Annotated in this window: 20 protein-coding genes; 12 read left to right on the plus strand and 8 right to left on the minus strand. The window is 72.7% G+C overall.

The window, feature by feature from the left end; translation table 11 throughout:
• Nucleotides 1-275 precede the first annotated feature (275 nt).
• Nucleotides 276-746 carry a GNAT family N-acetyltransferase gene (locus tag AB0O53_RS31555; protein ID WP_350990762.1) on the minus strand — a complete coding sequence of 157 codons (471 nt, stop codon included), beginning with the start codon at nucleotides 744-746 and terminating at the stop codon, nucleotides 276-278.
• 209 nt (nucleotides 747-955) lie between these two features.
• On the opposite strand from AB0O53_RS31555, the gene AB0O53_RS31560 reads away from it, so the two are divergent.
• The 5 genes from AB0O53_RS31560 to mug all read left to right on the plus strand — a co-directional run bounded on the left by AB0O53_RS31560 (nucleotide 956) and on the right by mug (nucleotide 6,263).
• Nucleotides 956-2,299, plus strand: a complete 1,344-nt coding sequence (locus AB0O53_RS31560; RefSeq protein ID WP_350990760.1) for a hemolysin family protein — start codon at nucleotides 956-958, stop codon at nucleotides 2,297-2,299.
• Entirely contained in the window at nucleotides 2,296-3,321 is a 1,026-nt protein-coding gene (locus tag AB0O53_RS31565; RefSeq protein WP_350990758.1) for a hemolysin family protein, read from the plus strand. The genes AB0O53_RS31560 and AB0O53_RS31565 overlap by 4 nt, the downstream gene beginning before the upstream one ends.
• 67 nt (nucleotides 3,322-3,388) lie before the next feature.
• Nucleotides 3,389-4,171 (plus strand): SGNH/GDSL hydrolase family protein, encoded by a 783-nt coding sequence (locus AB0O53_RS31570; RefSeq protein ID WP_350990756.1) that lies wholly within the window; start codon nucleotides 3,389-3,391, stop codon nucleotides 4,169-4,171.
• A gap of 71 nt (nucleotides 4,172-4,242) precedes the next feature.
• Nucleotides 4,243-5,676 carry an adenylosuccinate lyase gene (gene purB, locus AB0O53_RS31575; protein WP_359125651.1) on the plus strand — a complete coding sequence of 478 codons (1,434 nt, stop codon included), beginning with the start codon at nucleotides 4,243-4,245 and terminating at the stop codon, nucleotides 5,674-5,676.
• Nucleotides 5,673-6,263, plus strand: coding sequence for a G/U mismatch-specific DNA glycosylase (gene mug / locus AB0O53_RS31580; RefSeq protein WP_350991429.1), 591 nt, complete (start codon nucleotides 5,673-5,675; stop codon nucleotides 6,261-6,263). Before purB ends, mug begins: the two co-directional genes overlap by 4 nt.
• An 88-nt stretch (nucleotides 6,264-6,351) precedes the next feature.
• On the opposite strand, the gene AB0O53_RS31585 is transcribed toward mug, so the two are convergent.
• The 5 genes from AB0O53_RS31585 to AB0O53_RS31605 all read right to left on the minus strand — a co-directional run bounded on the left by AB0O53_RS31585 (nucleotide 6,352) and on the right by AB0O53_RS31605 (nucleotide 9,640).
• Nucleotides 6,352-6,840, minus strand: a complete 489-nt coding sequence (locus AB0O53_RS31585; RefSeq protein ID WP_365200161.1) for a hypothetical protein — start codon at nucleotides 6,838-6,840, stop codon at nucleotides 6,352-6,354.
• 148 nt (nucleotides 6,841-6,988) lie between these two features.
• Nucleotides 6,989-7,465, minus strand: a complete 477-nt coding sequence (locus AB0O53_RS31590) for a hypothetical protein (RefSeq protein ID WP_365200164.1) — start codon at nucleotides 7,463-7,465, stop codon at nucleotides 6,989-6,991.
• A gap of 10 nt (nucleotides 7,466-7,475) precedes the next feature.
• Nucleotides 7,476-7,913: a hypothetical protein gene (locus tag AB0O53_RS31595; RefSeq protein WP_365200167.1), complete on the minus strand. Its 438-nt coding sequence runs from the start codon at nucleotides 7,911-7,913 to the stop codon at nucleotides 7,476-7,478.
• 40 nt (nucleotides 7,914-7,953) lie between these two features.
• Nucleotides 7,954-8,703, minus strand: a complete 750-nt coding sequence (locus tag AB0O53_RS31600; protein ID WP_365200169.1) for an ABC-2 transporter permease family protein — start codon at nucleotides 8,701-8,703, stop codon at nucleotides 7,954-7,956.
• Between the two features lie 25 nt (nucleotides 8,704-8,728).
• Nucleotides 8,729-9,640 carry an ABC transporter ATP-binding protein gene (locus AB0O53_RS31605; protein WP_350990747.1) on the minus strand — a complete coding sequence of 304 codons (912 nt, stop codon included), beginning with the start codon at nucleotides 9,638-9,640 and terminating at the stop codon, nucleotides 8,729-8,731.
• Between the two features lie 108 nt (nucleotides 9,641-9,748).
• On the opposite strand from AB0O53_RS31605, the gene AB0O53_RS31610 reads away from it, so the two are divergent.
• From AB0O53_RS31610 to AB0O53_RS31620, 3 genes are all read left to right on the plus strand, one after another.
• Nucleotides 9,749-10,927: a sensor histidine kinase gene (locus AB0O53_RS31610; protein ID WP_365200173.1), complete on the plus strand. Its 1,179-nt coding sequence runs from the start codon at nucleotides 9,749-9,751 to the stop codon at nucleotides 10,925-10,927.
• Between the two features lie 4 nt (nucleotides 10,928-10,931).
• Entirely contained in the window at nucleotides 10,932-11,582 is a 651-nt protein-coding gene (locus tag AB0O53_RS31615; RefSeq protein WP_183069011.1) for a response regulator, read from the plus strand.
• A 101-nt stretch (nucleotides 11,583-11,683) separates the two neighbouring features.
• Nucleotides 11,684-12,841, plus strand: coding sequence for an ROK family transcriptional regulator (locus tag AB0O53_RS31620; RefSeq protein ID WP_350990744.1), 1,158 nt, complete (start codon nucleotides 11,684-11,686; stop codon nucleotides 12,839-12,841).
• Between the two features lie 145 nt (nucleotides 12,842-12,986).
• Here AB0O53_RS31620 and AB0O53_RS31625 read toward each other — a convergent pair whose 3' ends face one another.
• Nucleotides 12,987-13,754, minus strand: coding sequence for a GntR family transcriptional regulator (locus AB0O53_RS31625; protein WP_350990742.1), 768 nt, complete (start codon nucleotides 13,752-13,754; stop codon nucleotides 12,987-12,989).
• A gap of 288 nt (nucleotides 13,755-14,042) precedes the next feature.
• On the opposite strand from AB0O53_RS31625, the gene AB0O53_RS31630 reads away from it, so the two are divergent.
• From AB0O53_RS31630 to AB0O53_RS31645, 4 genes are all read left to right on the plus strand, one after another.
• On the plus strand, nucleotides 14,043-14,894 hold the full coding sequence (locus AB0O53_RS31630) for an alpha/beta fold hydrolase (protein WP_350990740.1): 852 nt from the start codon (nucleotides 14,043-14,045) through the stop codon (nucleotides 14,892-14,894).
• A 155-nt stretch (nucleotides 14,895-15,049) separates the two neighbouring features.
• Nucleotides 15,050-16,651 (plus strand): alkaline phosphatase D family protein, encoded by a 1,602-nt coding sequence (locus tag AB0O53_RS31635; protein ID WP_350990738.1) that lies wholly within the window; start codon nucleotides 15,050-15,052, stop codon nucleotides 16,649-16,651.
• A 79-nt stretch (nucleotides 16,652-16,730) separates the two neighbouring features.
• On the plus strand, nucleotides 16,731-18,191 hold the full coding sequence (locus AB0O53_RS31640) for a GNAT family N-acetyltransferase (RefSeq protein ID WP_350990736.1): 1,461 nt from the start codon (nucleotides 16,731-16,733) through the stop codon (nucleotides 18,189-18,191).
• Nucleotides 18,192-18,434: 243 nt separating this feature from the next.
• Complete coding sequence (locus AB0O53_RS31645) at nucleotides 18,435-20,138, plus strand: DUF885 domain-containing protein (RefSeq protein WP_350990734.1); 1,704 nt, start codon at nucleotides 18,435-18,437, stop codon at nucleotides 20,136-20,138.
• Nucleotides 20,139-20,215: 77 nt separating this feature from the next.
• On the opposite strand, the gene AB0O53_RS31650 is transcribed toward AB0O53_RS31645, so the two are convergent.
• The gene (locus AB0O53_RS31650; protein WP_365200179.1) at nucleotides 20,216-20,740 is read right to left on the minus strand and encodes a rhodanese-like domain-containing protein; all 525 of its coding nucleotides are present in this window, start codon (nucleotides 20,738-20,740) and stop codon (nucleotides 20,216-20,218) included.
• Between the last annotated feature and the right edge of the window lie 86 nt (nucleotides 20,741-20,826).

Consider the following 20,826-nt stretch of genomic DNA (forward strand, 5'->3'; position numbering starts at 1 on the left):
CGGGCCCCGTCCCACACCTGGGCCGGACCCCCGGGCCCGGGCCCACACCCGGCAACACCGCCCAGCCCCAGCCGGTGCTGATCCAGCCTCGCCGGCGTTTGAGGCGCGGGGTCCGGGGCGGAGCCCCGATCTTGAGCCCGCAGGCGCTGGCGGCGGGGGCCCCGGGCCCGGACCTCACGTTCACGCGGATCCGGGGGCGCCCCCGGAGAACTACGGCACCGCAGCCGTCCGCAGCGCGGGGTCCGGGGCGCAGCCCCGCCATCGGCACCCCGGGTTCACGCGGATCCGGGGCGCCCACCCCCGGAAACCTGCGGCCCCGCCGGCGAGGCGAGCGGCTTGGCCCACCGCGTCCACGCCTCCTGCGGCCCGTACCCGGCCGCCTCCCACGCCGGGTGTGCCCGCTCGTTGCGGTCGAGCACCATCGCGTCGGCCCGCCGCCCGCCCAGCGCGGCGAAACGTTCCTCGGCGGCGGCCAGCAGCGCACTGCCCACCCCCTGCCGCCGGTGCCCGGGATGCACGGCGAGCCGGTAGAGGTGACAGCGCCAGCCGTCGAACCCCGCGATCACGGTCCCGACCAGCTCACCGTCGCGGCGCGCGAGGAGCAGCGCCTGGGGGTCCCGTTCGTGCAGCCGCCCGATGCCCGCGAGGTCGTCGCTGATGCTCGTCCCCTCGGCGGCGGTCTTCCAGAAGTCCAGTACGGCACCGAGGTCTCCGGCCGAGGCCGGGCCTATGTGAAGATCGCTCATGCCCGGATCCCATCATCAGGCGTGCTCCGCCAAAAGGACGATCCACACGCTTTGCCGTTCCTTTACCATGTGGAGCAGACCCCTCCCGAGTGAAAGGTGTGTGAGCGTCCGCCCATGGGCGAGCCTCCCGGTCCACGACATCCCGCTGCGCCGCGACATCGCGCGATCCCCCTCTTCCTGGCCGATCATGGGACGGAGGTGATCGACCGATGACCGAGGTGCTCCTGCTCGTCGTGGCCTTGCTGCTCTGCCTCGCCTGCGGCGTCTTCGTCGCGGCCGAGTTCTCCCTCACGACCGTCGAGCGCAGCGAACTCGAGCGGGCCGCCGAGCGCGGTGAGCGCGGTGCCGACAGTGCCCTCGCGGCCGTCCGCACCCTCACCTTCCAGCTCTCCGGCGCCCAGCTCGGCATCACCGTGACCGGCCTGGTCATCGGCATGCTCGCCAAGCCCTCGATCGCCGCCCTGCTCCAGGGGCCGTTCGAAGCCATGGGGCTGTCGGCGAGCGCCGCTTCCTCCACGGCCCTGGTCCTCGGAACGGCCCTGTCCACCGTCGTGCTGATGGTCGTCGGCGAACTGGTGCCGAAGAACTGGGCCATCTCCTCCCCGCTGGCGATCGCCAAGCGGGTGGCGACCTTGCAGCGGATCTTCAGCCGGGCGTTCCGGCCGCTCATCAGCCACCTCAACACCACCGCGAACCACCTGGTGCGCCGCTTCGGCATGGAGCCGACCGAGGAGCTGGCCTCCGCACGCACCCCGCAGGAGCTGGTCGCCCTGGCCCGTCACTCCGCCAAGCAGGGCGCCCTGGAGAAGGACACGGCCGAGCTGTTCGTGCGGACCCTGAACCTGGCCGACCTGACCGCGGAGAACGTGATGACCCCGCGCGTCCAGGTCACCGCCCTCGACGTGCAGACCACCGCCGAGGACGTGGCGAACGCGACGATGGCCACCGGCCTGTCCCGCTTCCCCGTCTACCGCGGAAGCCTCGACACCGTCGTCGGCACCGTCCACATCAAGGACGTGCTGGCGCTGCCCGCCGAGGAGCGGCGCCGCCGCCCGGTGTCGCAGCTGCTGCGCGCGCCCCTCCTCGTACCGGAGTCGCTGACCGTGGACCGGCTGCTGGACCGGCTGTCCGGCAAGCAGACCATGGCCGTGGTCATCGACGAGTACGGCGGAACGGCGGGCGTGGCGACGCTGGAGGACATCGTCGAGGAGGTCGTCGGCGAGGTGCGCGACGAGCACGACCCGCACGAGACCCCCGACCTGGCCCCGGCCGGTACGGACGCCTCCGGCCGGCAGCTGTACTCCGCCGACGGCGCCGCGCGCACCGACCAGCTCCGGCGGATCGGGCTGCGGGTGCCGGACGGCCCGTACGAGACCCTGGCGGGCCTGATAGCGACCGAGCTGGGCCGGATCCCGGCCGTCGGCGACAGCCTGCAGCTGGACGGCTGGGAGCTGGACGTGGTGGACGACATCGGGCGCCGGGCGGCCCGGGTGCTGTTGCACGCGCCCGACGGGACCGCCGGGGCCGCGGAGGGGACGGAGGACGCGCGATGACCGTGATCCAGCTGTTGATCGGCCTGGCGACCCTGGTCGTGAACGCCTTCTTCGTCGGCGCGGAGTTCGCGCTGATCTCGGTCCGGCGCAGCCAGATCGAGCCGTACGCCGAGCAGGGCGACCGGCGGGCCCGCGCCGTCCTGTGGGGGCTGGAGCACGTGTCGGCGCTGATGGCCGCGGCGCAGCTCGGCATCACCCTGTGCACCCTGGTGCTGGGTGTGGTGGCCGAGCCCGCCATCGCCCATCTGCTGACCCCGCTCTTCGACCTGGTCGGGGTGCCGTCGGGGCTGACGCACGCGATCTCCTTCGTGGTGGCGCTGGCCCTGGCGACGTACCTGCACATGCTCTTCGGCGAGATGCTGCCGAAGAACGTGGCGCTGTCCGAGCCGGTCCGTACGGCGCTGGCGCTGGGGCCGCCGCTGGTGACGCTCACGCGGGCACTGCGGCCGGTGATCTTCGCGATCAACGCCTTCGCCAACACCCTGCTGCGGCTGCTGCGGGTGGAGGTCAAGGACGAGGTCGCGGCGACCTTCTCGGACGACGAACTGGCCCGGATGGTGAAGGACTCCAGTGACGCGGGGCTGCTCGACGACCGGGCGAGCGAGCGTCTGCACGACGCCCTCGAACTGGGCCGGCGGCCGGTGACCGACGTGGTGCTCCCGGCGGAACGGGTGATCTCCGCGCGCCAGGGCATCACCCCGGCCGGGCTGGAGCGGCTGTCGGCCGAGAGCGGGTACTCCCGTTTCCCGGTGGTCGACGCGCAGCAGGGGATCCTTGGCTACCTGCACGTGAAGGACGCCCTCGACGCCGACGGGGAGTCGCGCGACGAGCCGTTCCCGGCGTCTGCGCTGCGCCCGATCGCGCAGGTACGGGCGGAGACCCCGCTGGACGACGTGCTGACCGCCATGCGGCGCAGCCGCACCCACCTGGCGGCGGTCCTCGGGGCGGAGGGTGCCATGACGGGCCTGGTGACGATGGAGGACGTGCTGCGGGAGCTGTTCGGCAGGCCGGCCTCCGCGTAGTGCGCGCGGGGAGCGCGGGTCCCCGGCCCTGCGGGGTCGGGGTACCGCGCGGTAACATCACTCCGCCATGGAGATGAATGCCTCTTACACCAGTTTTGTCGCGGTCGGCGACTCCTTCACCGAGGGCATGTCCGACCTCCTGCCGGACGGCTCCTACCGGGGCTGGGCCGATCTGCTGGCCGCCCGCCTCGCGGCGCGCGAGCCGGACTTCCGCTACGCGAACCTCGCGGTCCGCGGAAAGCTCATCGGGCAGATCGCGCAGGACCAGGCCCCCGTGGCCGCCGCGATGGGCGCCGACGTGGTCACCCTGGTGGGCGGGCTGAACGACACCCTGCGCCCCAAAGTCGACATGGGCCTGGTCCGGGAGCACCTGGAGTCGGCCGTCGAACTGCTCGCGCCCTCCTGCAAGCAGCTCGTCCTGATGCGCTCCCCGGGGCGCAACGGGCCGGTGATGGAGCGCTTCCGCCCCCGCATGGAGCAGCTCTTCGCCACCATCGACGAGCTCGCGGCCCGGCACGGCGCCCTGGTCGTGGACCTCTACGGCGCCCCGGTCCTCGCGGACCCCCGGATGTGGGACGTCGACCGGCTGCACCTGACGGCCGAGGGCCACCGCCGGGTGGCGGAGGCCGTCTGGCAGACTCTGGGCCTGCCCGCCGAGCTGGACTGGCGCACCGAACTGCCCGTCGCCGAGCCGCCCGGCTGGGCGGTGCGCCGGTCCCAGGACCTGAGCTTCGCCCGGCAGCACCTGCTCCCCTGGATCGGCCGCCGCCTGACGGGCCGCTCCTCGGGGGACGGCCGCCCGGCCAAGCGGCCCGAACTGCAGCCCTACCGGGACCTTCCGCTCTCGTAGCAAGGCACAATCGCGAGCGGTCGCCCGACCTGCGTAAACACACAGCTGCGGCCCAAGTAGAATCCCTACACGTGACTGCCAAGCCCCGCATCCCCAATGTCCTGGCCGGCCGCTACGCCTCCGCGGAGCTCGCCGTCCTGTGGTCCCCCGAGTACAAGGTGACGCTGGAGCGGCGGCTGTGGCTCGCCGTGCTGCGCGCCCAGAAGGACCTCGGTATCGAGGTCCCGGACGCGGCCCTCGCCGACTACGAGCGCGTCCTGGAGAACGTGGACCTCGCCTCCATCGCCGAGCGCGAGAAGGTCACCCGGCACGACGTGAAGGCCCGGATCGAGGAGTTCAACGACCTCGCCGGCCACGAGCACGTCCACAAGGGCATGACCTCCCGCGACCTCACCGAGAACGTCGAGCAGCTCCAGATCCGGCTCTCGCTGGAGCTGGCCCGCGACCGTACGGTCGCCGTGCTCGCCCGCCTCGGCAAGCTGGCCGGCGAGCACGCCGAGCTGGTCATGGCCGGCCGCTCCCACAACGTGGCCGCGCAGGCGACCACCCTGGGCAAGCGGTTCGCGACGGCCGCCGACGAGCTGCTGGTGGCCTACGACCGCCTGGAGAACCTCCTCGAGCGCTACCCGCTGCGCGGCATCAAGGGCCCCGTCGGCACCGCCCAGGACATGCTCGACCTCCTCGGCGGCGACGCCGCCAAGCTCGCCGACCTCGAGCAGCGCATCGCCTCCCACCTCGGCTTCGCGCACGCCTTCACCTCGGTCGGCCAGGTCTACCCGCGCTCCCTCGACTACGACGTGGTCACCGCCCTGGTGCAGCTGGCCGCCGCACCGTCCTCGATCGCGAAGACGATCCGCCTGATGGCCGGCCACGAGCTGGTCACCGAGGGCTTCAAGCCCGGCCAGGTCGGCTCCTCGGCGATGCCGCACAAGATGAACACCCGCTCCTGCGAGCGCGTGAACGGCCTGATGGTCATCCTGCGGGGCTACGCCTCGATGACCGGCGAGCTGGCCGGCGACCAGTGGAACGAGGGCGACGTCTCCTGCTCCGTGGTCCGCCGCGTGGCCCTGCCGGACGCCTTCTTCGCCTTCGACGGCCTGCTGGAGACCTTCCTGACGGTCCTCGACGAGTTCGGCGCCTTCCCGGCGGTCGTCGCCCGCGAGCTCGACCGCTACCTGCCCTTCCTCGCGACCACCAAGGTCCTGATGGGCGCGGTGCGTGCGGGCGTGGGCCGCGAGGCCGCCCACGAGGTCATCAAGGAGCACGCCGTGGCCTCCGCGCTCGCCATGCGCGAGCAGGGCGCCGAGCGCAACGAGCTGCTGGACAAGCTGGCCGCCGACGAGCGGATGCCGCTGGACCGCGCCCAGCTCGACGCGCTGATGGCCGACAAGCTGTCCTTCACCGGCGCCGCGGGCGACCAGGTGTCGACGGTCGTGGCCCGCATCGAGGCGATCGCCAAGCAGCACCCGGAGGCCGCCGGGTACGCGCCGGGGTCGATCCTCTGACCCCCGAAGAGCTGAACGCCGCCCGCGACCGCGTCCTCCCGGACGTGGTCGCGGGCGGTCTGCGTGTGCTGTTCTGCGGGATCAACCCCGGTCTCCTCTCCGCCGCGACGGGCCACCACTTCGCCCGTCCCGGCAACCGCTTCTGGCCGGTCCTGCACCTGTCCGGCTTCACCCCGCGCCGACTGGCTCCCGCGGAGCAGGAGGAGCTGCTGACCTACCGCCTCGGCATCACCAACGTCGTGGCCCGCGCCACGGCCCGCGCCGACGAACTGAGCGCCGAGGAGTTCCGCGAGGGCGGCCGCATCCTGACGGCCAAGGTGGAACTGCTGCGCCCCCAGTGGCTGGCGGTGGTGGGAGTGACCGCCTACCGCACGGCCTTCGGCGAGAAGAAGGCACAGATCGGCCCCCAGGAGCGCACCATCGGCTCCACCCGCATCTGGGCCCTCCCCAACCCCAGCGGCCTCAACGCCCACTGGACCGCCGACACCATGGCCCAGGAATACGCCCGCCTCCGCGAAGCCGCGGAATCCCCCGGGCCCTCTTCACAGCAGCTCGACGGACAGATGCCCGACGCGGAAGCGTTCTAGCGTTCGCGAGCGGGCGATGACCAGCTGTCGGCGGCATGCCTCCGGCACGACGGACGGCCCCATCACGGGCGGCAGCCCAGCCTCAGGGTCAAGACATGCCGTCGACGCTCCGCAGGTGATCGACGAAGGCATCCCGTGTCTTCATCAGCCGGCGAGCCGGCTCGACGAGAGCAGCCCCGTTCCCCGACCGCGCGGCCTCAGCCACCAGGCGGTAGACCGGGGCGATCTGTCCCTCCAGGCTTGTGATCAAGGTGAATGCACTGCGCGGTCCAACAATCCGGGCCACCGTGCCCTGCCGCCGGACTTGACCCACAAGGTCGTCGATCCGGTCCGCGACCGCTTGCATGTCGACATCTCGGCCTTCGTCGATCTGTTCAGCTGTCTGCCTCAGCGTCCGCGCGATGTCGGTGACGGCTTGCAGGAGTTCCGTAAACGACTCGAGAGAGCGGACACGCTGCTCGCTCCGCTGGCTCTGGCGCCACTTGCTGCGCTCCAAGAGCGCGTTGCCCAGGAGCGTGAGAGCGACCCCCGCAAGCGCGGAGACCACGGGGATCAACTGCCCTGATATGTCAGCCACGGCCAGAGTCTGGCAGGAGTCGGCACGTCGCACGGGGCTCCGGCTGGAATCGGGTTCCACCCCGCCGGCGCGCTGAAGGTATCGGCCCGCGCCCTTGAGCAGCCGAGGCACTTCCGGCCGCAGGACTGCCCTCCCCGGAGCCGTTCGGTCAAGCGGGCCAGGCGACCCGTCCGCTCTCGACCTGGAGGGCGTCGGGGACCTCGGCCTCGTGGAACCTGAGGAAGCCGATCCCGACGGTGCCGTCTCCACGCACGTGTGTCGGGTGGGCCCTTGCGGCCAGCCAGCAGAGCCGTCGGCCGACCTCGTCGAAGTCGTCCGGGTGTATCTCCTGCCGGGACATCAGCGACCAGCCCTTCCGCGCCCGGTCCGCACGGCTCGCCAGTGCCGAGCAGAGGGCCCCGCCCACCCGCCACGCGGCGCCCCGCCCGGCGAGCAGTGGGCGGGGATCGTCCTCGATCACCGGCAGGCCCGCGTCGTCCAGCACCACGACCGGGAATGCGGTGACGATGGTCAGGCGCTCCGGCCGGGGACCGGTCCCCAGATGCCAGTTCAGCTCGGACAGTTCCGCCTCGGAGATCTCGTCCCGCAGGTCGAGGGCAATCATCAGCTCGTACACGTCGCTCACGCGGGCCACCCTAGGGCGGGTCCACGACGGTGGCACCCGCCGTCAGCAGGTAGGGGTCCTCTTCGTCCCGCTGCGTCACACAGGCCACCAGCCAGTGCTCCCCGACCCGCCACAGGTGGACGTGGTCGGTGCTGCAGCACAGTTCCTTCCATGGATCCGGTATCTCCTCCCCCGCCACCACACGGTCCCTCAGCGTCCCCAGGCTGAAGATCTGCGGTTCTCCCCACCGGTCGGTCGCGGCCTGCGCGAGCGCCGTGTATTCGGCACTGATCTGGTCGGCGGCCTCGATCCGGCCCGAGCCGTCGTCGTCCCAGAAGGGCCGTGTCCGGGACAGCCGCACCAGGTGGAATCCCGGACCGCTGCTGCTGTCGACGGTCCGCACCGGCTCCCGGGGGAACTCCTCCGCCAGGAGCCGGTCGATCGTGTCGAGGTGCTCTGCCGTGGTCATGCCGTCAGTATCCCGACCGGCACTGACAACTGGCCCGCTGTCACGCGTCCCTGCGGCGCACCGCCAGCCAGCCGCCGAGCACCGCGGCTCCGGCCCACAGGGCCATCACGCCGAGCCCGCTCCAGGGACCGAGGTCGCCCTGCGTCTGGGCGTGCAGGACCAACTGGCCCGCGCGGTCCGGTAGGAACTGGGCCGCGCCGCCCGCGGCCTCTCCGACGACGAAGGACACCAGCAGGACGAAGGGTATGAGCAGGCTCAGGACGACCGTCCCGCTGCGGAGCACCGCAGTCAGCCCGGCCGCGAACAGCGCCATCAGCGTGAGGTAGAGCCCGCTGCCGACGACAGCACGGTAGGTACCCGGGTCGCCGAGCTCAAGGGCGTACTGGCCCATGAACGCCTGGCCCGCGACGAAGGTGACGAGCCCGGTGACCTGACCCGCCAGCAGGGCCAGGACGCCCACCGTCGCGATCTTCGACAGGTAGAAGCGGGTGCGGTTCGGCACCGCCGCCAGCGAGGTGCGCAGCGCCCCGTTGTGGAATTCGCAGGACACGGCGCCGGCGCCGAAGACCATGGCGGCGATCTGGCCGAAGGAGATGCCGTAGTAGGCCGCGAAGAGCGGATCGTCGCCCATGCTGCCGTCCTCGGACCGGCCGATGGCCGCTGCCGTGAGCGCCTGGATGCCGGCGGTGACGACGAAGACGGCTATGAGTCCTCCGAGGCTGCCGCGCAGGGACCGTATCTTGATCCATTCCGAGTGCAGGGTGGGGACGGTGGGCAGAGCGGCGCGCATGGCGGAGCCTCCTGTGGTCGGGACGTCAGTGGGTTGCGGTGAACTGCGCGTGGTCGGCGGTGAGATCGAGGTAGGCCTGCTCCAGCGAGGCGCGCTCGTCGGACAGTTCCAGCACGGGAATGCCCTCCCGGGCGGCCAGGTTGCCGAGCTGCTCGGCCTGTATGCCCTCGACGGTCCATCGCCCGTCTCCCGCAACGGCCAGGTCGAAGCCGTCCCGGGCGAGGGCGGTCCGCAGCCGGCCCGGTTCGGAGGTGCGCAGGCGCACCCTCCGAGTGCTGCGGGCATCGATGAACTCCTCCATCGACGTGTCGGCCAGCAGCTTTCCGTTGCCGAGTACGACCAGGTGGTCGGCAAGCGCGGAGGTCTCGGACATGAGGTGGCTGGAGACCAGCACGGTGCGCCCTTCGGCGGCGAGGCCGCGCATCAGCTCGCGGATCCAGATGATGCCTTCCGGGTCGAGGCCGTTGGTCGGCTCGTCCAGGAGGAGCACCCCGGGATCGCCCAGCAGCGCGGCGGCTATGCCCAGTCGCTGGCGCATACCGAGTGAGAAGGACTTGATCCGCCGCCCGGCCACGGACGCTATCCCGGCCTGCTCCAGAACCTCGTCCACCCGGCGTGCCGGGATGCGGCCGGCGGCGGCGAGGAAGCGCAGGTGGTCACGGGCGGTGCGCCCGCCGTGCGCCGACTGCGCGTCCAGGAGGGCGCCGACGCGGTGCAGCGGGTCGGGAAGGTCGAGGTAGCGCCGGCCGCCGATGGCGGCCGTGCCGGAGGTGGGCCGGTCCAGGCCCAGCAGCAGGCGCATGGTGGTCGACTTCCCGGCGCCGTTGGGGCCCAGGAATCCGGTGACCCGCCCGGGCAGGACATCGAAGGTGAGGCCGTCCACCGCACGGTGGGCGCCGTATGCCTTGGTCAGTTCTCGGAGCTCGATGCTGTTCATGGCTCAAGATTCGCCGCCGGCCCCACCCCCTTTCCTCCCCCGTGCGAGGGTGCCGTCTCCCCCACGTGGGGGAGACGGAAGCGAGCAGGCCCCTGCCACGATGGACCCATGTACCGACTGCTGCGGGCTCCGTTCCAACCAGTGACCTATTCACGCTGGTTGCACCTCTGCGTGCCCCTGCTGCTGCTCGCCATATGGATGTTCGTGGTGCCGGAGTGGCCGTGGGGGCCGATGCTCCTCGTCATGCCCTTCGGGCTGGTCCCCTGGGTGCGGCTCGCGGAGGGCCTCCAGGCTCAGTTCCTGCTCACGCCGTACGACCGTGGCTCCGCCGAAGGCGCCATAAGCCTGGCTCCTTCGGCGCATTGGGGCGACCGCTGGCGGACGGTGCTGTGGCTGGAGACGCGGATGGTCATCGCGACGGGTGCGGTGGCCGCCACCGTCTGGATGCCCGCGCTGACCGTCGAACTCATCGCGAACGCCCTCGGCTATTCACCGGATCCCGGGCCCTTGGCGCCGCTCATACCCGAGAGCCGGTGGGTCGCCGCGCTGCTGGCACCCGTTCCGCTCCTCGTCCTGATGGTCGTCGTGGTCCTGCTCGGCGAGTTGATCACTGCGATCGCGACCCGGTTGCTCAGTCCCTCCGCGGCCGAGCGGCTGAGTGCCCTGGAGGCGCGTACGGAGCAGTTGCTGGAGCGCACCCGGATCGCGCGGGAGCTGCACGACTCCATCGGGCACGCGCTGACCGTGGCCGTCGTGCAGGCGGGGGCGGCGCGTGCCGCGGGTGATCCCGCCTTCACCGACCGGGCGTTGGCCGCCATCGAGGAGACGGGCCGCGCCGCTCTGGAGGACCTGGAGCGGGTGCTCGGGGTCCTGCGGGAGTCCGGGCAGCCGCCGTCACAGCGGCCGACGCTGGCGGAGGCCGACCGGCTGCTGGAGTCGGCCCGGGCCTCCGGCTCCGAGGTGGACGCACGACTGACGGGGCCGCTGGAGAAGCTGCCGGGGCCGGTCACCCGGGAGGGGTACCGCATCCTGCAGGAGTCGCTCACCAACGTGCTGCGGCACTGCGGTCCCGTGCCGGTCCGGGTGCGGGTGGAGATGGCCGTGGACCGGCTGGACCTGGAGGTGACGAACGCACTGCCCGAGCGCCCCGGTGTCACGCTCGGCGGCGGCAGCGGACTGCGCGGGATACGTGAACGGGCCGCGCTGCTCGGCGGGGAGGCCGAGACCGGCCCGTACGGGGGCGGTTGGAGGGTGCGCGCACGGCTTCCGCTGGAGCGAATACGCTGACCGGATGCCGGTTACCGTACTGCTCGTCGACGACGAACCCCTGGTCCGCGCGGGTCTGCGCGCCGTCCTGGACTCCCAACCCGACATCGAGGTGGTGGGTGAGGCGGCCGACGGCGCCTCCGTGATCCCGCTCGTGCGGCAGCTGCGGCCGGACGTGGTCGCCATGGACGTACGGATGCCGCTGCTCGACGGGATCGAGGCGACCCGAGCGGTGCTGCGCACGGTGGACTCCCCGCCGAAGATCCTCGTGGTGACCACCTTCGAGAACGACGAGTACGTCTACCAGGCGCTGCGGGCCGGAGCCGACGGGTTCCTGTTGAAGCGGGCCCGGCCTTCCGAGATCGTGCACGCCGTGCGGCTGGTTGCGGAGGGCGAGACCCTGCTCTTCCCGGCGGCCGTGCGGGCCCTGGCCGCGGAGTACGGCAACCGGCAGGCACGGGCGGTGCTGGAGCGGGCCGCCCTGACGGAGCGGGAGGAAGCGGTCCTGCGGCTCATGGCGCGGGGGCTCACCAACGTGGAGATCGCGTCCGAGCTGATCATTGGCACGGAGACCGTGAAGTCCCATGTCAGTGCGATCCTGGCGAAGCTGGGAGCCCGGGACCGCACCCAGGCGGTGATCACGGCGTACGAGTCGGGCTTCGTCTCACCGGCCTGAGCCAAAGGGCCCGCTCCGGCCGATGGGGGGCTGCTTCTCGCCGCCGCACCCGGCGCGCAGTACGATCCGGCTGACAAGCTCGCTAGCTGGGAGGACACACGTTGGGGCAGCTGACCGGCGGGGATCCCTCTCTGCTTCGGCGGATCAATTCCGCGGTGGTGCTGCGGGCACTGCGGACGGCCGGGTCGCCGACCCTCACCGACCTCACACGGCTGACCGGGCTCTCCCGGCCGACCGTCGAAGGGGTCGTGGAAGGGCTGATCGGGACCGGGCTCGTCGTCGAGGCCGACGCGGAGGAGGGCGCGCGGCGGCAGGGGCGTCCGGCCAGGCGGTTCCGGTTCCGGACCGAGGCAGGGCACCTGCTCGGCATAGAGATCGGCTCACACCGGGTCGCGGTCCTGCTGTCCGGGCTGGACGGCCGCATCATCGGCGCGGGCACCAAGGAGGTCGCCGAGACGGCCTCGGCCGACGAGCGGCTGGAGCGGGTGCGCGCGGCCGTCGCCGATCTCCTGCGCCGTGCCGGAGTGCCGCGGGACTCCCTGCGTGCCGTGGGGGTCGGCAGCCCCGGGATCGTGGAGGCGGACGGCACCGTACGCCTTGGCACCGCCCTGCCCGGCTGGACCGGGCTGCCGCTCGGGGACCGGCTGCGGCGCTCGTTCCGCTGCCCGGTCCAGGTGGAGAACGATGCCAACGCGGCGGCCGTCGCCGAGCACTGGAAGGGCGCCGCGCGGGACACCGGGGACATGGTGTTCGTGATGGCGGGGCTCAGTCCCGGCGCGGGCTCGCTCATCGGCGGCCGGCTGCACCGGGGCTTCGGCGGGGCGGCCGGGGAGATCGGCGCCCTGCACCTGCTGGGCCGCGAGGCGACGCCCGAGCGGCTCCTGTCGACCACGGGCGAGCCCCTGCACCCGTTGGACGAGGCGGCCGTCGCCGAGGTCTTCGCGAAGGCCAGGCGCGGCGACGAGCGGGCGGTCGCCGCCGTGGAAAGGTTCCTGCAGCGCCTGGTGCACGATGTGGCGGCGCTGGTGCTGGCGATGGATCCGGAGCTGGTGGTCGTCGGCGGCTGGGCGGCCGGCCTGGACGGCGTCCTGGAACCCCTGCGCCGGGAGCTGGAGCGCTACTGCCTGCGCCCGCCACGCGTGGCCCTGTCGCTCCTCGGCGAGGCGGCGGTGGCGACCGGCGCCCTCCGGCTCGCGCTCGACCACGTCGAGGAGGAGCTCTTCGCCGTGGAGAAGACCGTCACGGCCCGCCGCCGCTGACACCCCGTACCGGACGAGCGTGCGCGGGTCCGCCCGCGCAGCCCGGAGCGCCGGTACGCGAGTGGCCCCGCCCCCGCAGACGCGGGTCGGGGCCACTCGTGTACCGGCTCTGCCGGCTCTCCCGGCTCTCCCGGCTCGTAAGCCGTCAGGAGGCGACGGGCTCGTGCGTGATCTCGACCCCGCCCGAGTCCCCGAAGGTGAGGCGGCAGGTGTCGGCGCGGTAGGTCGCCACCGAGACGGCGGCGGTGCCGGCCGCGGTGAAGTACCGGGTGGTGACCAGGAGCACGGGAGCGCCGGGCAGCCGGTCCAGTTCCTTGGCGTCGTCGGCGCGGGCGGATCCGAGCTCCACGGAGCGGTCCTGCCCGTCGAGGACCAGCCGCTGCAGCTCGCGCAGCACGGCACGCGCACGCGCGGGACCCGACGGGGCCTCGATGGCGGGCAGTCCGGGCACCGAGGCGGCCGGCACGTACAGCAGCTCGGCGGCGACGGCCTGACCGTTCGTCATCCTGGTGCGGCGCACGGTGTGGACCGGCTGGTCGGCGGCGAACGCCCCACCGGTTCCGAGGAGCTTCAGCACCGCGGCGGGCGGCAGGGCCTCCGAGGCGTCCTGCGGCTCCCAGCCGTCCACGGCCTCCCCGGGCCAGCTGTGCTGCGCGCTGCCGACGGCGACGCCGACGCGCGGCGGGGCGACGGTGGTGCCCACACCGCGGCGGCGCTGCAGCCGGCCTTCGAGCTCCAGCTGCTCCAGCGCCTGGCGCAGGGTCGCGCGGGCGACCCCGAAGCGGGCTGCGAGTTCACGCTCGTTGGGCAGCACCTCGCCGACGGCGAAGTCCTGGTCGAGCGCCTCGCTGAGGACGGTCTTGAGGTGCCAGTACTTCGGTTCCGGCACCGTTTCCAGCTGCGTGGTCCCCACCCTGACTCCTCCTGCCATCGCTGCACTCGCCGTGTGTTCCAGCGGCAGTTCCGCGCCCTTGTTTATTAAAGGTTCCTGCACTATCCCTGCGACGATAGGACGGTGCACCCCCTTGGTCAAGACCAATGCTCATACCTTTGCCGGGCAGATCGGGCATATGTATCAAGCCGTTCACGGGATGTTCTCGCGCACCACAAGGGCTTGTAGTCAAGGGCTACCCGACGGTAATCATGGCGGTGGGCACTCCTGACAGCCTGTCTCGCAGCAGTCCAACCGACGAGGAGCAGCATGACCGCCACGGTCTCCTTCACGATCGATTCGCCGCTCGGCCCCCGCACCACCACCGTCGCCTACGAGCGCAAGGGCTCGGGCGAACCACTCCTGCTGCTGCACGGCATCGGCCACCACCTCCAGGCCTGGCAGCCGGTGACCGACATCCTGGCCGCCGAGCACGACGTGATCGCCGTCGACCTGCCGGGCTTCGGCGCCTCGGAGCCGCTGCCCCAGGGCGTTCCGTACTCCCTGGAAACCGTGGCCCCGGCCCTCGGCGCGCTCTGCACGGCCCTCGGCGTGGAGCGCCCGCACGTCGCGGGCAACTCCCTGGGCGGCCTGCTCGCCCTCGAAATGGGCCGGAGCAATCTCGTCCGCTCGGTCACGGCCCTCTCCCCCGCCGGCTTCTGGACCGAGGGCGAGCGGCGCTACGCCTTCGCCGCGCTCCTCGCCATGCGGGCCGGCGCGAAGGCGCTCCCCCTCCCCGCCGTCGACCGGCTCTCGCGCAGCGCCGCCGGCCGCGCCGCACTCACGGGCACCATCTACGCGCGCCCGTCCCGCCGTTCGCCCGAGGCCGTGGTCGCCGAGACCCTCGCCCTGCGCCACGCCACCGGGTTCGAGGACACCTTGGCCGCGGGCGGTTCCGTACGCTTCGCCCACGACGTGCCGGGGCTTCCGGTCACCATCGCGTGGGGCACCCGCGACCGGCTGCTGCTGCGCCGCCAGGGCGTCCGCGCCAAGCACACCGTGCCCGGCGCACGGCTGGTCCGTCTCCCGGGCTGCGGCCACGTCCCGATGAGCGACGATCCGGCGCTCGTCGCCCGCGTGGTCCTGGACACGGCCCGCAGCGCCGCCGCCCCGGTCGCGTGAGTGTGCGGGGCCGGCTGCGGTCAAGAGGTTGAACGTCTGAACGGATGAGCTGCTGGCGGCTGTTCATCCGCGGTTCGCGTGGGCGACGCGGCCGGGCCGGTGCGCGGCGGCACCCTGGTCCGACCCGTCCTCGCCGCCCCCCTGGAGACGCACCGATGGCATCGACCCCGCACACCCGACGGTCCCTCATCGGGGGTTCCCTCGCCCTGTCCTCCGCGCTGCTGGCCGCTCCGGCGCTCGCCGCCCCCGCCTTCGCCCGCTCCGGGCGGCCGAACGCGTACTGGGGCGTCCAGTCCGGCGAGATCACCGCACACTCGGCCACCGTGTGGACCCGCTCCGACCGCCTCGCGCGGATGTACGTCGAGACCTCTCCGAGCGAGGCGTTCCGCTACGCCGTACGCCGCCACCGCGGCCCACTGCTCGGCCCGTCGAGCGACTTCACCGGGACCACCGTCCTGCGCGACCTCCCGCCCGGGCAGCAGATCCACTACCGGGTCGTGCTGGCCGACCCCGACGACCCCCGCCGCACCTCCGAGCCCGTCCACGGCGCCTTCCGCACCACCCCGGTCTCGCGCCGCCGCGACGTGCGCTTCCTGTGGTCCGGGGACCTCGCGGGCCAGGGCTGGGGCATCAACCCCGACGTCGGCGGGTACCGCGTCTTCGACGAGATGCGCCGTCGCGACCCCGACTTCTTCCTCTTCAGCGGGGACACCATCTACGCCGACGGGCCGATCAAGTCGGCCGTGCCGCTGCGCGACGGCACCGTCTGGCGCAACATCACCACCGCGGAGAAGTCCAAGGTCGCCGAGACCCTCGAGGAGTTCCGCGGGAACTTCCGCTACAACCTCCTCGACCGCAACCTCCTGGCCTTCAACGCCCAGGTGCCCGTCCTCGCCCAGTGGGACGACCACGAGGTGCGCAACAACTGGTACCCGGGCCAGCTGATCGACGACCCCCGCTACACCGTCAAGGAGGCCGACACCCTCGCCACCCGCGCGCGGCGCGCCTTCGGCGAGTACTTCCCGGTCACCGACCTGCGCGGGGGCCGCACCGAGGGCCGTATGTACCGCGTGATGCGGCACGGCCCGCTCCTCGACGTCTTCGTGCTCGACATGCGCACCTACCGCAACGCCAACTCCCCCGGCGACCAGGCCGAGGACCCGATCGGCATCCTCGGCGCCGAGCAGCTGGCCTGGATCAAGCGCGAGCTCTCCCGCTCCCGGGCCACCTGGAAGGTCATCGCCTCGGACATGCCGCTGGGCATCGTCGTCCCCGACGGGGCGGCGAACTTCGAGGCCGTCGCCCAGGGCGACCCGGGGGCCCCGCTGGGCCGGGAGCTGCAGATCGCCGAACTGCTGCGGCACATCAAGCACCAGCGGATCACCGGAACCCTCTGGCTCACCGCCGACGTGCACTACACCGCCGCCAACCACTACGCGCCCGAGCGGGCCGCCTTCACCGACTTCGCGCCGTTCTGGGAGTTCGTCTCCGGCCCCATCGGGGCCGGCGGCTTCCCGGCCGGGCGGCTCGACGCCACCTTCGGCCCCCGGGCGGCCTTCGTGCAGTCGGCGCCCTTCGCCAACATGTCGCCGTCCGAGAACCCCCCGTACTACGGGGAGGTCGACATCGACGGCGGCAGCGGGGACCTCACCGTCCGGTTGCGCCGCCAGGGCGGGGGCGTGCTCTTCACCCGGACGCTCCGCCCCGGGCGCGTGGGCCAGGCGGGCGACCTGGAAAAGGCCCCGAAAACTGGGTGAAATCGGCCAGATGGACACTTAACCAGTCGGTCACAGATCGTTCGTGATCACGCAACACCCCTGAGCAACAGTGGTGTGCATGACTGACCGTACCCACGCCTCCGCCCAGCGTCCCCACCGCCACCACTGGCGCCGCGACGTCGTCGAACTCGCCGCACTGTTCTGCGCCGTCGCGGTCGCCGACGCCATCGCCAATCTCGTCGTGCACGGCCCCAGGGGCCCGATCCTGCTGGTCGCCTCGGCCATCGCGCTGCTGGTGACCGCGGCGTTCCACACCTGGTGGGCGCGGCGCCACAGCCATGCGCCGCCGCCCGGCACGACGCCGCCGGGCGATCCGGCGCCGTCCGCGGCCACCACCCCCGGAACTGCCGCCCCCGGAACCGCCGGGGCCGCCGGGGCCGCCGGGGCCACCGCCCTGTGGCGGATGCGCACGACCGTACGCGACCAGCCCGGCTCCCTGGCCGTCCTGTGCACCGCCCTGGCCCGCAACGGCGTGGACATCCTGACCCTCCAGACGCACCCGCTGCCCGAGGGCGGCACCGTCGACGAGTTCCTGCTGCGCGCCCCGCAGCAGCTCCCCTCCGGCGACCTCACCCGGGCCGTCTCCCGGGCCGGCGGCCACAGCACCTGGATCGAGCGCGCCGACGCCCACGACCTCGTCGACACCCCGACCCGGCTGCTGGGCCTGGCCACCCGCACCGCGCTGGACGCCGCCGAGCTCCCCCTCGCCCTGCGTCAGCTGCTCGGCCGCTGCACGATCCACTCGATCCCGGCGACCACCCTCTCCGGCCGCCCGAACGCCGGTGCGGACGCCCCGGTCGAGGGCGTGCTGGAGGCGACGGTCATGCGGTTGCGCGACCCCTCGGGCGGCGCGATCACCGTGGAGCGGCCCTACCTGCCGTTCACCCCGACCGAGTTCGCCCGCGCCCGCGCCCTCGTCGAGCTCGACGCCCGGCTCGGCCCGCGCGTCCCGCGCAGCCAGGACGTGCTGACCCTCCCGGAGGGCAACGAGATCACCGTGCGCCGCGCCGACGGCTCCGACCTGCCCGCGGCCCGCGCCATGCACGACCGCTGCTCCGAGCGGACCCTCGGGCTGCGCTACCACGGCCCCGTCGCCGACGCCGACCGCTACCTCGGCCACCTCCTCAGCCCCCGCTTCGGCCGCACGCTCGCCGCCACCACCGCGTCCGGCAGGCTCGTCGCCCTCGGCCACCTGCTGTGGGACGGCGACGAGACCGAGATCGCCCTGCTCATCGAGGACGACTGGCAGCGCCGCGGCATCGGCTCGGAGCTGCTGCGCCGGCTCGTGGCCATGGCCGTCGAGGCCGGGTGCGACAGCGTGTACGCCGTCACCCAGGCCGCCAACACCGGCATGGTCGCCGCCATGCGCGGGCTCGGCCTCCCCCTCGACTACCAGATCGAGGAGGGCACTCTGGTGATCACGGCCCGGCTGGACGCGACCGGTGTCGGCTCGCGGCAGGCGTACGGGCTCCCCCGCGGACTGCCGCAGGAGCACCGGGCTCAGCACCGCCCGCACTGAGCCCCGGCCGACCGCCACACCCCCGGGCGCCCGCTCCGGCCGGAGCGGGCGCCTCCGTTCGGATCCGGCCAAACTGCGGACCGCGCCTTCCTCGACCGCGTCCCCTCCGTCCCCTGAAGTCGCTTGTGCCCAGGGCCGGTTGATCACCGCGGGCCATCTCCGCCAGCCGTGCCCCGGCCCGTGTCAGGAGGCTGACGACAATCGGTGATGACGGGAGCATGCATGACATACGAAGATGGCCGCATGTCAGAGACCCTCCACACCGGCAGCGCCCCCCGGCTGCCCCGCCAGGTGGCCGACGATTACGTCGACGGCCTCATCGCCCTCGACCCGATCACCGGCACCTACCTGGGTGTAGCCGAGAGCTCCGCCAAGCTCCCGGACTTCTCCCCGGCGGGCCGCGCCGCCGTCGCCGAGCTCTCCCGCGAGACCCTCGCCCGCCTCGACGCCGCCGAGGCGCTGCCCGGCGCCGAAAGCGACGCCGAGCGGCGCTGCGGCCGGCTGCTGCGCGAACGGCTCACCGCCGAGCTCGCGGTCCACGAGGCCGACGAGGACCTGCGCGCGGTCAGCAACATCCACAGCCCCGTGCACTCGGTCCGCGAGGTCTTCTCCCTGACCCCGGCCGACACCGACGAGGACTGGGCGGCCATCGCCGAGCGGCTGCGCGCCGTCCCGGCCGCCTTCGCCGGCTACCGCGAGACCCTGCAGCTCGGCCTGGAGCGCGGTCTGTACGGCGGCCCGCGCGCCACCGGGACCATGGTCGGCCAGCTGACCACCTGGGCCGGCCAGGACGGCACCGCCGCGCCCTTCTTCGAGGACTTCGCCTCCGGCGGCCCGAAGGGGCTGCGCGCCGAGCTGGACGCCGCCGCGGCCGGCGCCACCGCCGCCGTCGTCGAACTGCGCGACTGGATGACCGCGGTGTACGCGCCCGCCGTCGAGGGCCGGCCCGACACGGTGGGCCGCGAGCGCTACGCCCGCTGGTCCCGGTACTTCAACGGCACCGATCTGGACCTGGACGAGGCGTACGCCTACGGATGGTCGGAGTACCACCGGCTGCTCGCCGAGATGAAGACCGAGGCGGCCAAGATCCTCCCGGGTGCCGGCCCCTGGGAGGCGCTCAAGCACCTGGACGAGCACGGCACCCACATCGAGGGGGTGGAGGAGGTCCAGGCCTGGCTGCAGGGCCTGATGGACGAGGCCATCGAGAACCTCGACGGCACCCACTTCGAGCTGGCCGAGCGCGTGCGCAAGGTGGAGTCCCGCATCGCCCCTCCGGGCGGCCCGGCGGCTCCGTACTACACCTCCCCCTCGGAGGACTTCTCCCGGCCCGGCCGCACCTGGCTGCCGACCATGGGCCAGACCCGCTTCCCGGTCTACGACCTGGTGTCCACCTGGTACCACGAGGGCGTGCCGGGCCACCACCTGCAGCTCGCGCAGTGGACGCACGTGGCGGACCAGCTCTCCCGCTACCAGGCCACGGTCGGCTGGGTCAGCGCGAACTGCGAGGGCTGGGCCCTCTACGCGGAGCGGCTGATGGACGAACTGGGCTACCTCAAGGACGCCGAGCAGCGCCTGGGCTACCTGGACTGCCAGATGATGCGCGCGGCGCGGGTCATCGTCGACATCGGCATGCACCTGGGCCTGGAGATCCCGGCGGACTCGCCGTTCCACCCGGGCGAGACGTGGACCGTGGACCTCGCGCAGGAGTTCTTCGGCCTGCACAGCGGCCGGCCGGCCGAGTTCGTGGAGAGCGAGCTGACCCGCTACCTGTCCATGCCGGGGCAGGCGATCGGCTACAAGCTGGGCGAGCGCACCTGGCTGCTGGGCCGGGACAACGCACGTGCGGCGCACGGCGATTCCTTCGACCTGAAGGCCTGGCACATGGCGGCGCTGTCGCAGGGTTCGCTGGGTCTGGACGACCTGCTGGACGAGCTCTCGAAGCTCTGACGCCACCGCGACCGCACGCCGTACGGGCCGCTCGTCTCCCTCGGGAGCGAGCTGCCCGTTCGCGTGGGCCGGGCACGTCAGCAGCCGCAGTCGTCCGAGTCGGTCGGCGCGGTCAGCGGGTCGGCCTCGCCGCGCTGCTGCGGGCCCTGCCAGGTCTCGACCTCGAAGCCCTCGCGGATCCAGTACTCGATGCCGCCGAGCATCTCCTTGACCTGGAAGCCCAGTTCGGCAAGGGCGAGGGCGGAGCGGGTGCCGCCGTTGCAGCCGGGGCCCCAGCAGTACGTCACCACGGGGAGGTTCTTGTCGAGGAGCCGCTCGGCCTGCTCGGGGATCAGGGCGGTGGGCAGGTGGACGGCGCCGGGCACGTGCGCCTGGTCCCAGGAGGGCGTGGAGCGGGAGTCGACGAGCTGGAAGCCGAGCTCGGCGCCCGACTCCCGGTGGGCCTTGAAGGCGCTCGCGACGTCCGAGACGTCCGCATGGAAAGCCAGGCTGGCGGCGAAGTACGCGGCGGCCGCGGCCGGGGAGGCGGGGGGCACACGGAGCACGGGGTTGGTGGCGGCGGGGGCGGAGGAGGCGGGGGAGGCGTTCTGCGTCGTCGTCATGGCCAGAAATCTACGATCCGTTGATCATCACTGGAAGTGGGATTCCCCGGCCTTCTCCTTGTCTCGCCGGGGAATCCCCTGCTAGA

The organism is Streptomyces erythrochromogenes, assembly GCF_040684695.1.
GTDB classification, from domain to species: domain Bacteria; phylum Actinomycetota; class Actinomycetes; order Streptomycetales; family Streptomycetaceae; genus Streptomyces; species Streptomyces erythrochromogenes_C.